The 13,917-nt window shown below is 69.7% G+C and carries 11 protein-coding genes and 1 other RNA gene; 6 read left to right on the top strand and 6 right to left on the bottom strand.

Going from position 1 to position 13,917, the window contains the following annotated elements; genetic code table 11:
• Positions 1 to 34: 34 nt before the first annotated feature.
• The 4 genes from sucB to glnA (EVS81_RS00480) all read left to right on the top strand — a co-directional run bounded on the left by sucB (position 35) and on the right by glnA (EVS81_RS00480) (position 5,115).
• Entirely contained in the window at positions 35 to 1,768 is a 1,734-nt protein-coding gene (gene sucB, locus EVS81_RS00495; RefSeq protein ID WP_130108659.1) for a 2-oxoglutarate dehydrogenase, E2 component, dihydrolipoamide succinyltransferase, read from the top strand.
• Positions 1,769 to 2,386: 618 nt separating this feature from the next.
• A complete protein-coding gene (locus tag EVS81_RS00490; protein ID WP_130108658.1) occupies positions 2,387 to 3,076 on the top strand; it encodes a DUF4191 domain-containing protein in 690 nt (229 codons plus the stop codon).
• 5 nt (positions 3,077 to 3,081) lie between these two features.
• Positions 3,082 to 3,510, top strand: coding sequence for an RDD family protein (locus EVS81_RS00485; protein ID WP_130108657.1), 429 nt, complete (start codon positions 3,082 to 3,084; stop codon positions 3,508 to 3,510).
• A gap of 180 nt (positions 3,511 to 3,690) precedes the next feature.
• Positions 3,691 to 5,115, top strand: a complete 1,425-nt coding sequence (glnA, locus tag EVS81_RS00480) for a type I glutamate--ammonia ligase (protein WP_130108656.1) — start codon at positions 3,691 to 3,693, stop codon at positions 5,113 to 5,115.
• Between the two features lie 272 nt (positions 5,116 to 5,387).
• Here glnA (EVS81_RS00480) and EVS81_RS00475 read toward each other — a convergent pair whose 3' ends face one another.
• From EVS81_RS00475 to EVS81_RS00465, 3 genes are all read right to left on the bottom strand, one after another.
• Positions 5,388 to 8,471, bottom strand: coding sequence for a bifunctional [glutamine synthetase] adenylyltransferase/[glutamine synthetase]-adenylyl-L-tyrosine phosphorylase (locus EVS81_RS00475; RefSeq protein ID WP_130108655.1), 3,084 nt, complete (start codon positions 8,469 to 8,471; stop codon positions 5,388 to 5,390).
• A 2-nt stretch (positions 8,472 to 8,473) separates the two neighbouring features.
• The gene (glnA, locus tag EVS81_RS00470) at positions 8,474 to 9,811 is read right to left on the bottom strand and encodes a type I glutamate--ammonia ligase (protein ID WP_130108654.1); all 1,338 of its coding nucleotides are present in this window, start codon (positions 9,809 to 9,811) and stop codon (positions 8,474 to 8,476) included.
• Between the two features lie 126 nt (positions 9,812 to 9,937).
• A complete protein-coding gene (locus tag EVS81_RS00465) occupies positions 9,938 to 10,141 on the bottom strand; it encodes a methionine aminopeptidase (RefSeq protein ID WP_130108653.1) in 204 nt (67 codons plus the stop codon).
• A 75-nt stretch (positions 10,142 to 10,216) separates the two neighbouring features.
• Between EVS81_RS00465 and map the strand changes: the two genes are divergently transcribed.
• Positions 10,217 to 11,086, top strand: a complete 870-nt coding sequence (map, locus tag EVS81_RS00460) for a type I methionyl aminopeptidase (RefSeq protein WP_130108652.1) — start codon at positions 10,217 to 10,219, stop codon at positions 11,084 to 11,086.
• Positions 11,087 to 11,165: 79 nt separating this feature from the next.
• On the top strand, positions 11,166 to 11,675 hold the full coding sequence (locus tag EVS81_RS00455) for a bifunctional nuclease family protein (protein WP_130108651.1): 510 nt from the start codon (positions 11,166 to 11,168) through the stop codon (positions 11,673 to 11,675).
• Between the two features lie 84 nt (positions 11,676 to 11,759).
• On the opposite strand, the gene rnpB is transcribed toward EVS81_RS00455, so the two are convergent.
• From rnpB to EVS81_RS00440, 3 genes are all read right to left on the bottom strand, one after another.
• Positions 11,760 to 12,142: RNase P RNA component class A (gene rnpB / locus EVS81_RS00450), an RNA gene on the bottom strand.
• Positions 12,143 to 12,303: 161 nt separating this feature from the next.
• On the bottom strand, positions 12,304 to 13,035 hold the full coding sequence (locus EVS81_RS00445) for a zinc ribbon domain-containing protein (protein ID WP_130108650.1): 732 nt from the start codon (positions 13,033 to 13,035) through the stop codon (positions 12,304 to 12,306).
• Between the two features lie 30 nt (positions 13,036 to 13,065).
• Positions 13,066 to 13,908, bottom strand: a complete 843-nt coding sequence (locus EVS81_RS00440) for a Nif3-like dinuclear metal center hexameric protein (RefSeq protein ID WP_130108649.1) — start codon at positions 13,906 to 13,908, stop codon at positions 13,066 to 13,068.
• Positions 13,909 to 13,917 lie beyond the last annotated feature (9 nt).

The following is a 13,917-nucleotide window of genomic DNA, read 5'->3' as shown; positions in this document are numbered from 1 at the left end:
CCGCAGACATGACGCAACGAACGGAGAATGCACGATGAGTGAATCGGTGGTCCTCCCCGCACTGGGTGAGAGCGTGACCGAGGGGACAGTGACCCGCTGGCTGAAGAGCGTCGGCGACACCGTCGAGGTGGACGAGCCGCTGCTCGAGGTCTCGACCGACAAGGTCGACACCGAGATCCCCTCCCCCGTCGCCGGGGTGCTCGAGGAGATCCTGGTGCAGGAGGACGAGACCGCAGAAGTCGGCGCCGTGCTGGCGCGCGTGGGCGACGGCAGCGCCGCGTCCGAGGCCCCGGCTGCACCGGAGCACGTCGCACCCGAGGAGCCCGCTCCCGCTGCCGAGCCGACGCGCGAGGCAGAGGCATCGGCACCCGAGGCAGAGGCAACGGCACCCGAGGCAGAGGCATCGGCACCCGAGGCCGCATCGACGACCGCCGCAGACGGCGACGGTCAGGAGATCGTGCTCCCCTCGCTCGGCGAGAGCATCACCGAGGGTACGGTGACGCGCTGGCTGAAGAGCGTGGGCGACACCGTCGAGGTGGACGAGCCGCTGCTCGAGGTCTCGACCGACAAGGTCGACACCGAGGTTCCCTCGCCGATCGCGGGCGTCCTGCAGCAGATCCTGGTGCAGGAGGACGAGACCGTCGAGGTGGGCGCGGCACTCGCCCGCGTGGGCAGCGGCGCCCCCGCGGAGCCCGCCGCACAGCCCAAGCCCGCCGCACAGCCCGAGCCCGCCGCACAGCCCGCGCAGCCCGAGCCCGCCGCACAGCCCGCGCAGCCCGAGCCCGCTGCACAGCCCGCGGAGCCCGAGCCCGCTGCACAGCCCGAGCCCGCGCAGCCCGCTGCCGCGCCGGCGAACGCGGCCGGGTACGTCACGCCGATCGTGCGCAAGCTCGCGAACGACTCGGGCGTCGACCTCGGCACGGTGACCGGCACGGGTGTCGGCGGCCGCATCCGCAAGGAGGACGTGCTGGCCGCGGCTCAGAGCGCAGCTCCGGCCGCTGCCCCCGCTCCCGCCGCTGCGCCGGCGGTTCCCGTCGAGGTGGAGGTCTCGCCGCTGCGGGGCACGACGCAGAAGATGAGCCGCCTCCGCAAGGTCATCGCCGAGCGCGCTGTGGCCTCGCTGCAGAGCACCGCTCAGCTCACCACAGTGGTCGAGGTCGACGTGACCCGGGTCGCCCAGCTGCGCCAGGCGAAGAAGGACGAGTTCCTCTCCCAGACGGGCTCGAAGCTCTCCTTCATGCCCTTCTTCGCCCTCGCGGCGGCAGAGGCGCTGCGCAGCTACCCGATCATCAACGCGACGGTCGAGGGCGAGTCGATCGTGTACCCGGCGGCAGAGAACATCAGCATCGCCGTCGACACGGAGAAGGGGCTGCTCACCCCGGTGCTTCGCGACGCGGGTGACAAGAACATCGCGCAGATCGCGGGCGAGATCGCCGATCTCGCCGCGCGCACCCGCGACAACCAGCTCAAGCCCGACGAGCTCGCCGGGGGCACCTTCACGCTCACCAATACCGGATCGCGCGGCGCGCTCTTCGACACGCCCCTCGTCTTCCTCCCGCAGAGCGCCATCCTGGGAACGGGAGCGGTCGTGAAGAAGCCCGCGGTGGTGTCCGGCCCCGACGGCGATGCGATCGCGGTGCGATCGACCGTCTACCTGGCGCTGTCCTACGATCACCGGATCATCGACGGTGCCGACGCAGCGCGGTTCCTCGGTCAGATGCGCCAGCGTCTCGAAGCCGGCGACTTCGCAGCCAACCTGGGGATCTGAACCGAACCCCGCTCCTCGGCTCGGGCCGCAACTCCCTCGGGAGTTGCGGCCCGAGCCGTATTCCGGTCGCGAGCGGCGTGATCCGCCGGCGGATCTCGTAGCCGACGATCTCCCGAGCGTGCGCAGGCGTCCACTCCCCGCCGAGCGCGTCGATCTCTGTCGCAGCGTCCAGGATCGCCTCGCAGAGCAGCGCCGCGGCACCCGAGGTATCCCAGCGACGCAGCGCGCGGAGCAGGCCGTCGAGCGGCATGCCGATGCTGCGGCACCCGCGGTCGTGACCGCGCCACGTGTGCCGCGCTTCTCGACGATCCGGGGCGGCGCACCCGCCGCGAGCTCGCACCTCGATCCCCGCTGCGCACGTGCGTTCTGCTCGGGCTGCAAGCGCCGCGGCTGCGCCCGGCACCGACGCAGACGTCTTCGGGGGTGTCGCCTTCAGTACGGCTCGCGTTCCGAACATGTCTCCATGCTCCGCGATCCAGCAGCCAGACGTGCCGGGGATGCACCAGACTGTGGATCGAGTCGGCTCCCCCGGCATGGTCCCGCTGCTGTGAGCGAACAACCGCTGCACGGCCACGGCTGACGGCACGCGCGCTCGCTCGGAGGCGATATCCTGGACGTATGGCAGAAGAGAAGGCAAAGCGCACCGGCCGCATTCGGCAGATGGTCGAGATCTATCGGACCACGAAGGTCCACGATCGGAACCTGCCGTGGGTGCTTCTGCTCTGCTTCATCGGGCCCGTCGCGATCTCGGTGCTCCTCGCATGGCTGCTCAGCGGGAACTGGTTCGGCTGGGTGCTCTGGCCCGTCACCGGCGTGCTGGTCGGCATCCTGCTCGTCATGATCGTCCTGGGCCGACGGGCCGAGAAGATCGCCTACGAGCAGATCGAAGGTCGCCCCGGCGCCGTGGGCGCGGTCGTGCAGAGCGCCCTTCGTCGGTCCTGGCGCGGATCCGAGGTGCCCGTGGCCATCAACCGCAACCAGGATGCCGTCTACCGCGTCGTCGGTCGAGGTGGCATCGTGCTCATCTCCGAGGGCTCGAAGCAGCGCGCGCAGCGCATGGCCGCCGACGAGGAGCGCAAGATCCGCCGCGCCATGCGCAACGTCGAGATCGTGCACCTGTACGTCGGCCCCGATGGCGACGGCGTGCCTCTCGCGCGCCTCTCGAAGACGCTGGTGCGGCTGAAGCCGAAGCTCAATCGCAATGAGGTCGCGGCGGTCTACAACCGTCTGTCGTCGCTGCAGGCGGCACCTGTCGGCATCCCGAAGGGGATGGACCCGAATCGCATGCGCTCGCAGCGCCCGCGCTGATACCGATGGCCAACTCCGCTCCGCAGAGGTTCGGTGATCTCGAACCCAGCAAGTGGCCGGGCGAGCGCCTCGGCCTGCCGGACACGGGACCTCACTCCGTTGCTCGACTCGGGCGGCGGGTCCTGGCGATCTTTCTCGACTGGGCGCTCGCGGCGCTGCCCGCCTACCTGCTGATCGGGGGCGCCCACCCCGAGTGGTGGAACTATGCCATCTTCGCCGCCATGCAGATCGTCTTCATCCCTACGATCGGCGGATCCATCGGCCACCGGCTGCTGGGACTGCGCGTGGTGCCGATCACGGGGGGATGGGTCGGTCTCTGGCGCCCGATCCTGCGCACGGTGCTGCTGTGCCTCGTGATCCCGGTGCTCGTCTGGGATTCCGACCAGCGCGGCTTCCACGACAAGATCGCGGGCACGGTGCTCGTCCGCGCGTGAGAGCCGCGAAGGAGCGCCCGGTTTCATCGGCGTTTCGGCGCAGCATCCGCGCGTCGTGCGTAACACGCACGAAACATCGGAATCACGTGTCTGAAACCGCGGTCGCGTAGGGTTGAACGCAGTCGTCCGGTTCCGCACCGCGATTCCGGACGGTACTGCGCACAGGCGAAAAGGAGCAGCATGTTCAACACCCCGCAGGAAGTCATGGACTTCATCAAGGAGACGGACGTCAAGTTCGTCGACATCCGTTTCACCGATCTGCCGGGGGTGCAGCAGCACTTCAACATCCCCGCCGCGACGGTAGACCCTGACTTCTTCGAGGTCGGGCAGATGTTCGACGGCTCGTCGATCCGCGGCTTCGCGGGAATCGCCGAATCCGACATGCAGCTGATCCCCGATGTCACGACCGCCTACATCGACCAGTTCCGCGCAGAGCGCACCCTGATCGTCATCTGCGACATCTTCAACCCCCGCACCGGAGAGATCTACGCGAAGGATCCGCGCCAGGTCGCCAAGAAGGCGGAGCAGTACCTGACGTCCACCGGGGTCGCCGACACCGCGTTCTTCGCGCCCGAAGCCGAGTTCTACATCCTGGATTCCGTCCGTTACGAGACCACGCCGCGTCGCACCTTCTACGAGGTCGACTCGGAAGAGGCGTCGTGGAACTCCGCTCGCAAGGTCGAGGGCGGCAACCTCGGCAACACCACGCGCGAGAAGGGCGGCTACTTCCCCGTCTCGCCCGTCGACAAGCAGGCGGATCTGCGCGACGACATCTCGCTACGACTGATCGAGGCCGGTCTCCACCTCGAGCGATCGCATCACGAGGTGGGTGCACCCGGTCAGGCGGAGATCAACTACCGCTTCAACACGCTCGTGAAGGCCGCCGATGACGTGCTCAAGTTCAAGTACGTCGTGAAGAACACGGCTGAGCTCTGGGGCAAGACCGCGACGTTCATGCCGAAGCCCGTGTTCGGAGACAACGGCTCGGGCATGCACACCCACATGTCGCTCTGGAAGGGTGGCGAGCCGCTCTTCTACGACGAGAACGGCTATGCGCAGCTCTCCGACGTCGCCCGCTGGTACATCGGGGGGATCCTGCACCACGCGCCGGCGCTGCTCGCCTTCACCAACCCGACCATCAACAGCTACCGCCGTCTGGTCAAGGGCTACGAGGCCCCCGTGAACCTGGCCTACTCCGCCGGCAACCGCTCGGCGGCCGTGCGCATCCCGCTCACCGGCTCGAACCCGAAGGCCAAGCGCATCGAGTTCCGGGCTCCCGATGCGTCGGGCAATCCCTACCTCGCTTTCGCTGCCCAGATGATGGCCGGCCTCGACGGGATTCGCAATCGTATCGAGCCGATGGAGCCGATCGACAAGGATCTCTACGAGTTGCCGCCCGAGGAGGCGAAGAACATCCCCCAGGTCCCCGGCTCGCTCGAGGAAGCGCTCGACGCGCTCGAAGCCGACCACCAGTTCCTTCTGGAGGGCGGGGTCTTCACCGAGGAGCTCGTGGAGACCTGGATCGAGTACAAGCGGGAGAATGAACTCGCGCCGATGGCGCTGCGCCCGCACCCCTTCGAGTTCGAACTCTACTACGGCGTCTGAGCACGCGAAGAGCCCGCGAAACGAGGACGCCCCCGGCAGTTTGCCGGGGGCGTCCTCGTTTCGTATCGGGGCAACGTCGCTGTTGCGCGGGCGGGCGGTCAGGATTCGAGTTCGTCCTCGAATTCGGCCCCGTCTTCGGCGAGCAGGGCCTCGAGAAATGATTGTAAGTACTGCATAACGATCAGATTACGCTTCGATAACGTTTTCCGCTAGCCCCCCGGGTGAACAATCGGAGCACGCCGGGTGACGGGTGGGTGACGCGCCCGCCGCTCTCAGTACCGAGCGATGTGCGCGTCCTCCTGGTACCCGAAGAACGCGCGTTCGAACACCGCGCGAGACCGCCGAGACGCCGCGAACCAGCGCTCCTCGAGCTCCGAGGTGCTCCCGCTGGGAAGACCGAGCACCCCGGCGATTCCTTCGAGATCCGCCCAGTCCGTGGGCAGGGTGTCCGATCTCCGGCTCGTCCACAGCTTCAGCGCAGACCGAATGCGGCTCGCGAGGCGCCACGAATCAGCGAGCTGTCGCCCGTCGTCGGACGAGATCAGCTCGAGCGCACATGCCGCCTCGAGCGCGCTGAGCGTGGAGACCGTGCGCAGGGACGCGTGATGGGCCCCCTCCTGCAACTGCAGGAGCTGCACGAGCCACTCCACGTCGCTAATCCCACCGGGACCCAGTTTGAGGTGTCGCCTCGGGTCGGCGCCCTGCGGCAGTCGTTCGGCTTCGACGCGCGCCTTCATGCGCCGCACCTCGCGCACCTGCGACTCGCCGAACGCCTCCGGATAGCGGATCTCGTCGGCCATGGCGATGAAGTCGCTGCCGAGCCGAACACCTCCGGCTACAGGCCGTGCCCGAAGCAGGGCCTGCGCCTCCCACGTCACCGACCAGCGCGCATAGTAGCTCCGATACGCATCGAGGCTCCGCACCAGCGGACCGTTCTTACCCTCGGGGCGCAGGTCGAAGTCGAGATCGACCGGGAAGCGGGGGTCTGACACGAGTCGCCGCAGTTCCGCCACGATGCGCGCCGCGGCGCGCGACGCGCGATCCGCCGGCACTGCGGCCGGCGCCCGGAAGACCGCGACGAGATCGATGTCCGACGCGAATCCGAGCTCGCGCCCCCCGTAGCGCCCCATCCCGATCAACGCGAGTTCGAGCCCTTCGGGCGCCGCCTGGGCCGACGCGTCCGGCGCATCGGCGTACTCGGCCCGGAAGAGCGCGATCAGCAGCGCGTCGAGCAGGGCCGTGTGAGCGGCGTCGAGCCCGGCCGCGACGTCGGCGTCGTCGATCGCACCGACGATCCGCCCCATGGCGAGACGCAGCACCTCGCGACGGTGCACCGCGCGCAGCGCAGCGGCCACGTCCTCGATGCTCGCCCGTCGCGAGGCGAGGGCCTGCATCTCCTCGAGGAGCGGCGCGAGCGCCACCGGCTGCAGCGTCTCGTCGCGCTCGAGCCAGGCGACCGCGTCGGGAATCGACTCGAGCAGCTCCGCCGCGAAGCGCGAGCACGAGAGCACTCGCGTGAGCCGCTCGGCGGCGTCCGTACCGTCGCGCAGCAGACGCACGTACCAGGGGTTCTCTCGGTTGGCCTCGCTCACGCGCCTGAAGGCCAACAGTCCGTAATCCGGATCGGTGCCCTCGGCGAGCCACTGTAGCAGCACCGGCATCAGGTTGCGCTGGATCCGCGAGCGTCTGGACGTACCGCGAGTGAGCGCCGCGAGATGGCGCATCGCGCCGTCGGGATCCCGGAAGCCAATGCTCGTGAGACGCGCCCGGGCCTCCTCGCTGCCGAGCACGAGCTCTTCCTCCGGAAGCGCCGCCACGGCGCTGAGCAACGGCGCGTAGAAGATCTTCAGGTGCAGCTCCCGCACCTCGAGCTTCGTGTGCTCCCAGAGGTCGAGCAGCTCTGTCCCGGTGCTCGCCAAGCCACTCGCCCGGGCCAGCACCCGAAGGCCCTCATCGTCGGTCGGCATGATCGCCGTGCGCCGCAGATCCCGCAGTTGCAGCCGATGCTCCAGGACGCGGAGGAGTCGGTAGTCGTCTGCCAGCCGCTCTCCGTCGCTGCGAGCGACGTACCCTCCCTCCACGAGGGCGCGCAGCGCCGGGAGGGTGCCGCGCAGATGCAGGCGTTCGTCGTACTGCCCATGCACCAGCTGCAGCAGTTGCACACTGAACTCGATGTCGCGCAGGCCGCCGGGCCCGAGCTTGAGCTGCACCTCGAGCTCGTCGCCGTCGATGTGCTCGGTGACGCGCTGGCGCATACGCTGCACCGAGCCGACGAAGTCCTCGCGCGACGACGAGGCCCACACGAGATCGCGCGTGCCGCGCACGAAGCGGTCCCCCAGCTCCAGATCACCCGCGAGCGGCCGGGCCTTGAGCAGCGCTTGAAACTCCCACGCTTTCGCCCATCGCTCGTAGTAGTTGAGCATCGACCCGAGCGTGCGGACCAGCGTTCCGTGCCGCCCCTCGGGTCGCAGATTCGCGTCGAGCTGCCAGAGCGGGGGCTCGAGCGCCGGGTCGTGGATCCCCCGCATCGTCTCGCTCGCCACCCGCGTCCCCAGGCGGATCAGCGCGTCGCCGCTCAGCGCATCCTCATCAGCGCTCTCCACGACGAAGACGACGTCGACGTCCGAGACCACATTCAGTTCCTCCGCGCCGCACTTCCCCATCGCCACCACCGCGAGCCGCAGTGCGTCGAGGCGCTCCGGCGCGACCGGGGGGCCCGACGCGCCGCCGGCTACCGTGGCTCGGGCTACCGCGTACGAGGCCTCGATCGCTGCGGCCGCGAGACCCGACAGCGAGAGGGAGATCTCTTCGAACGACGCGGCGGCGCGCCCGCGGCGTCCGCGACGCAGATCGCACAGCATCAGCGAGGCGAGCAGCTCGCGGTAGCGCACGCGCAAGGCGTTCCAGCCCGCTTCACCGCTGCGCACGCGACCGTACGCTGACGCGGACGCGGCGGGATCCGAGATCGCATCGAGCAGCTCTGCCCGTGCGTCCTCGAGATCGACGAGACGGCCGCCCTCGCTCAGAATCTCTCCGAGCCGGCGCGGGTTCCGTGCGAAGAAGTCGCCCAGTGCTGGTGAGGCCCCGATCAGCAGGCCGAGCCGTCGCCAGGAGCGGGCGTCGAACGAGCGCAGCAGCTCCGCGTGCTGCTCCGCGAGATGTCGAACGCGGGACAGCGCAGCATCGGGATCCGCGGCGCGGCCGAACGCGGCGAGCAGCTCCGACACCGGGCAGTCGAGCGCCTCGGCCAGCTCGAGCAGCTCGTCGCGGGAGGCCGAGAGATCTTGGAACCCGGCGCGCGCGACGTCCGCGAGTCTCAGCACCGAGCGGCCCGCACCCGTCTCCGCGGCCGGCATGGCTACACCGTGTCGAGCATCGACGAGAGCTCGTACGGGGTCACCTGGCTGCGGTACTCCGACACCTCGCGGCGCTTGTCGCGGATGAAATAGGCGAACACCTGCTCCCCCAGGGTCTCGGCCACGAGCTCCGAGCGCTCCATCACCGCGAGCGCGTGGTCGAGACTCGTCGGCAGCGGGTCGAAGCCCATCGCGTGCCGCTCGCCATCGCTGAGCGCCCACACGTTGTTCTCGGCCTCGGGCGGCAGCTCGTACTCCTCCTGGATTCCTTTGAGACCGGCCGCGAGCAGCACGGAGAAGCCCAGGTACGGATTGACGGCGCTGTCCATGCCGCGGTACTCCACGCGCGCCGCGTCGCCCTTGCCGGGCTTGTACATGGGAACGCGCACCAGCGCGGAGCGGTTGTTGTGCCCCCAGCTGACGAACGAGGGCGCCTCATCGCCACCCCAGAGCCGCTTGTAGGAGTTGATGTACTGATTGGTGACCGCGGTGATCTCGGGCGCGTGCCGCAGCAGGCCCGCGATGAATCGGCGGCCGGTCTGAGAGATCTGGTACCGCGCACCGGCGTCGTAGAAGGCGTTGGTGTCGCCCTCCAGGAGCGAGACGTGGGTGTGCATCCCGGATCCCGGCTGGCCCGCGAGCGGCTTCGGCATGAACGTCGCGTGCACGCCCTGCGAGATGGCGACCTCCTTCACCACCGTGCGGAAGGTCATGATGTTGTCGGCCGTGGTGAGCGCGTCGGCGTAGCGGAGATCGATCTCGTTCTGCCCCGGACCCGCTTCGTGGTGGCTGAACTCGACGGAGATGCCCAGTTCCTCGAGCATGTTCACACTCTCGCGCCGGAAATCGTGCGCGGTGCCGCCGGGAACGTTGTCGAAGTATCCCGCACGATCGACGGGAGCGGGCCCCTCGGGGCCGAAGCTCTTCGACTTGAGCAGGTAGAACTCGATCTCGGGGTGCGTGTAGAAGGTGAATCCCTGCTCGGCCGCCCTCGCGAGCGTGCGCTTCAGCACATTGCGCGGATCCGCCACCGCCGGCTCGCCGTTCGGGGTGCGGATGTCGCAGAACATGCGCGCCGTCGGCGCCGTCTGGCTGCGCCACGGCAGCAGCTGGAAGGTCGAGGGATCCGGCACCGCCAGCAGGTCGGACTCGTATGCGCGGGTAAGGCCCTCGATGGCCGATCCGTCGAAGCCGATCCCCTCGCTGAAGGCGCCCTCGACCTCCGCGGGCGCCAGCGCGACCGATTTCAGCGTGCCCGAGACATCGCTGAACCAGAGACGCACGAACTTGACGCCGCGCTCCTCGATGGTACGGAGAACAAAATCGCGCTGCTTGCTCACACCGGCTCCGTTCGCTCGAGCGAGATCCGTCGGGGGAGTCCGCCGGATCGAACGGCGCCCGCGCGCCGTTCGCCTCAGACTATCGCGGCCCCGTGACATTCGTGTTACGGAGCCGAAATGAGCCGTTCAATCCTCTGCGGCGTCCTCCTCGGCCCACTTCTTCGCGCGCTCGGCGATGATCTCCTCGGCGCGCGCCGCCTCGTCGCGCGTGTCGAAGGGCCCGAGTCGGTCGACCGACAACGACTGCGGCCCCTCCTCGACCTGCCTCGTACGCGTGTTGAACCAGTAGGTCTCCCGAGGATCGTCGATCCCCCACTCCTTCTTGCTCATCCTGTCCTCCGATCGTGGTGCCGTGCGGCTGCCGCGCACCGACACGCGTCGGGCGCACTTCATAGACTAGGAGGTATGCCCTTCAACGCACACGGTCATCTCATTCCCGGCGCGGTCCCTCCGCCGCGCACGGTTCCCGCGCGCATCGCGCGCCCGCCCTACGTCGGCTTGGCCGAGCCACCCGCCTACACGGGCGACAATACGTACACCGAGGACGAGATCGCCCGCATCCGCGCCGCCGGCCGCATCGCTTCGCGCGCGCTCGACGCGGTGGGCGAGGCCGTACGACCCGGCGTCACGACCGCCGAGCTCGACCGCATCGCGCACGAGTACGTGATCTCGCAGGGCGCCTACCCGTCGACGCTCGGCTACCGGGGCTTCCGCGCCTCGTCGTGCACCTCGGTCAACGAGGTGATCTGCCACGGGGTGCCAGACGACACGGTGCTGCGCGAGGGCGACCTGGTCAACGTCGACGTCACGGCGTACCTCGACGGCTATCACGGGGACACCAACCGCACGTTCCGAGTGGGCGAGGTCGCCGAGTCGGTCGACCTGCTCGTCGATCGCACGCACGAGGCCATGATGCGGGGAATCCGCGCGGCGAAGCCCGGACGCCGGGTCAACGTGATCGGTCGGGTCATCGAGACCTACGCGAAGCGCTTCGGCTACGGCGTGGTGCGCGATTTCACCGGGCACGGCGTCGGCGCGTCGTTCCACACGGGGCTCATCATCCCGCACTACGACTCCGCACCCGCGTACGACGACGTGATCGTGCCCGGCATGGTGTTCACGGTCGAGCCGATGCTGACGCTCGGCACCCACGATTGGGAGCAGTGGGATGACGGCTGGACCGTCACCACGCGCGACAAGAGCGTGACGGCGCAGTTCGAGCACACGGTCCTCGTGCGCGACGACGGCTTCGAACTGCTCACAGTATCGGACTAGCCCAGGATCCGTCGCCCTTGCGCGCACCGCCCGGAGCGAGGAGACTCGAAGTCGAGGAACCGCCGATCGGAGGGCACTCGTGATCGAAGTGAGGGTGCGCGGCATGGCCGAGGACGTCGAGGGGCAGTACGTCCTGCTGCTCGAACCGGCGGCGTCGGCCGCGGCGGGCGCCGGCAGGATCCTCCCGATCTGGATCGGCCAGCAGGAGGCCGCTTCCATCCTCATCGCGGTGCAGGGCGCGACTCCCCCGCGTCCGCTCTCGCACGACCTCGTGGTGAGCGTCGTGCGATCGCTCGACGCCCGCGTCGCCCGAGTCGAGATCGGCCGGATCGAGGCTCGTACGTTCACCGCCGAGCTCCATCTGGAAACCTCCGTCGGCGCCCGTGCGATCGATGCCCGGCCGTCGGACGCGATCGCGGTCGCCTGTCGTGCCGGTGCGCCGATCTTCGTGGCCGAGTCGGTGCTCGAGGAGGCCGGGATCCCCGATCCGGTCGATCCCGGCACGGGAGAAACGGAGCTCCCGGAGGAGCGGCTCGCCGAATTCCGCAGGTTTCTGGACGACGTCGAGCCCGAGGATTTCGAGGACTGAGCGCGGCGGCTTCCGAATCCCGCGTCGGCATCCCGCCTCTGCCGCGGGAGGAACGCGCGAACGCGCGAACCCGCGGGCGCGAAGGGAATGGGCCGGGTCATACGCCGGGTTCTGTCTCCTCGGACCCGTGCGGGTGCGGGGCGACGGTCATCTCTCTCGGGGCACTGTTGCCAGTACCCTCCAGCGGCCTACCCGAAGACTCGGCGGGGAGCGTCAACGTCTTCTGTCTGGCCTTGCTCCGAACGAGGTTTACCTGGCCGCCCGTGTCACCACGGACGCCGGTGGTCTCTTACACCACCCTTTCACCCTTACCCGATCCGGCGAACCGAATCGGGCGGTCTACTCTCTGTTGCACTTTCTCGCGGGTTGCCCCGGGTGGGTGTTACCCACCGTTCTCCCCTGCGGAGCCCGGACGTTCCTCGGCGTGCACCGCACGCGATGCACGACGCGACCGTCTCGCCGACCCATTCCGCAGTCCAGACTACCCGTTCCGCACGCCGCGCGCCGCGCGCCCGATCGAAACCGTGCCGATTGCACGAAACCACGGCTTCCAGCGCCGTGAATCCGCTCGGGCTCGCAGAAGGGGCTCGATCTCGGCGGGCGGGCAGGCGGGCGCCGCGGGCGTCGATCACTCCTCGTCGGCGCCGCGCACCAGGATCGCTCCCGTGCCGGGGCAGAACACGATCTCGTCGGGCGCGGCGGCCCGGATGTCGCTGAGCTCGGCCGGGGCGAGCGCCATGTTGCTGGCCTCGGAGACATTGCCGCGCAGTCGCGCCGCCCCGATCCCGATGCGGCCCCGCAGCTCTTCGTAGAGCTCGACCAGATCGCGCTGGATCTCCGCAGAGAGCCCGGCCCGCTCCTCCGCGTTCGCGGCGATCTCCCGGTCGAGCCGCTGCTCGGCCGCGTCGATGCGGCCCTGCAGCGCGGCGCGGCGCTCGTCCACGCCGTCGAGCAGGCCCTGCGCCTCGCCGAACTCCGCCTGCGCGCGCTCCTGCACCTCCATCAGCTCGAGCTCGCGATCCTCGAGCTCGTGTGTGCGACGCGCGAGCGCGTCCAGCTCGCCCTGCAGCGCCTGCGCCTCCTTGCTCGAGGTACTCACCGCGAGGAGCTGCTCGTCGCGCGCGCGGCGCTGGCCGACCAAGTCGATGTCGGCCTCCACGCGCGCGATCTCGGCGTTCTGGGAGTCGAGTTCGCGCTGCACCGCCATGAAGCGGTCGCGGGCCGCGGCGAGCTCGCCCGCCAGGCCGGCGAGCTCGGCGCGCTCGGGCAGCGTCGCGCGCTTGCGGCGCAGCTGCGCGATGGTGTGGTCGAGCTGCTGGAGATCGAGCAGCAGTCGCTGCTGGCGGGGGCTGGCCTTCATGGCTGCAAGCCTAGCTTGATTCGGGACGGCTCAATCCGCGCTCGCGCCGACCGCGAACGTCCAGGGATCGGTGCGCAGCGCGCTCACACGGAACTCCGCGCCCGGCAGCCGCTCGGCGAGCATCTCCGCGGCGCCCTCGAGCCACAGCGACTCGCTCGCCCAGTGCGCCACGTCGACGAGGGCCGGGCCGCCGGCTGCGGCTGTGAGCTCGAGCGACTCCTGCGCGGGATGGTGCCGGAGGTCCGAGGTGACGTAGACGTCCGCGGCCCGCACCGCCGGGTGATCGAGCAGGCTGTCCCCCGCGCCGCCGAGCAGCGCGATCCGGGACACGGACCGCTCGGGATCGCCCGCCACCCGCACGCCGCTCACGGTCGGGGGCAGGATCCGCGCCACCCGCTCGGCGAACCCGCGCAGGGTCGCGGGCGCGGCCAGGTCGCCCACGCGCCCGATGCCGAACACCTCGTCCGGCCGCGGCCCGGCACCGGGCACGATCGCCTCGGCCCGCGCGAGCCCGAGCCGCTCGGCGAGCACGGCGGACACCCCTCCCTCGGGCTGATCGGCGTTGGTGTGCGCCGCGAAGAGCGCGCAGCCGCCGCGAATGAGGCGGGCGAGCAGCGCGCCCTTCGCCGTGTCCTCGGCGACGGAGTGGATACCGCGCAGCAGTAGCGGATGGTGCGTGAGCAGCGCATCGGCGCGCCACCGCAGGGCCTCGTCGACGGTCGCCTCGACGGCGTCGACGGCGAGCAGCACGCGCCGCAGCGGCGCCCCGTCGGCGCCCGAGACGAGCCCGACGCGATCCCACGGCTCGGCCGTGCCCGCCGGCCACAGCTCCTCGCAGGCCCGCCGCAGATCGCCCAGGGTGATGTCGCTCATGCTCCGAGC

Origin of the sequence: Leucobacter triazinivorans (assembly GCF_004208635.1) — a bacterium.
GTDB classification, from domain to species: domain Bacteria; phylum Actinomycetota; class Actinomycetes; order Actinomycetales; family Microbacteriaceae; genus Leucobacter; species Leucobacter triazinivorans.
This window is presented reverse-complemented; position numbering and strand designations above follow the sequence as displayed.

Coding starts and splice junctions, on each gene's coding strand:
- EVS81_RS00485 (WP_130108657.1), top strand. CDS start 3,082: ATGGCCAACTCCGCTCCGCAGAGGTTCGGTGATCTCGAACCCAGCAAG.
- sucB (WP_130108659.1), top strand. CDS start 35: ATGAGTGAATCGGTGGTCCTCCCCGCACTGGGTGAGAGCGTGACCGAG.
- map (WP_130108652.1), top strand. CDS start 10,217: ATGCCCTTCAACGCACACGGTCATCTCATTCCCGGCGCGGTCCCTCCG.
- EVS81_RS00475 (WP_130108655.1), bottom strand. CDS start 8,471: ATGCCGGCCGCGGAGACGGGTGCGGGCCGCTCGGTGCTGAGACTCGCG.
- EVS81_RS00445 (WP_130108650.1), bottom strand. CDS start 13,035: ATGAAGGCCAGCCCCCGCCAGCAGCGACTGCTGCTCGATCTCCAGCAG.
- glnA (WP_130108656.1), top strand. CDS start 3,691: ATGTTCAACACCCCGCAGGAAGTCATGGACTTCATCAAGGAGACGGAC.
- EVS81_RS00490 (WP_130108658.1), top strand. CDS start 2,387: ATGGCAGAAGAGAAGGCAAAGCGCACCGGCCGCATTCGGCAGATGGTC.
- EVS81_RS00440 (WP_130108649.1), bottom strand. CDS start 13,908: ATGAGCGACATCACCCTGGGCGATCTGCGGCGGGCCTGCGAGGAGCTG.
- EVS81_RS00465 (WP_130108653.1), bottom strand. CDS start 10,141: ATGAGCAAGAAGGAGTGGGGGATCGACGATCCTCGGGAGACCTACTGG.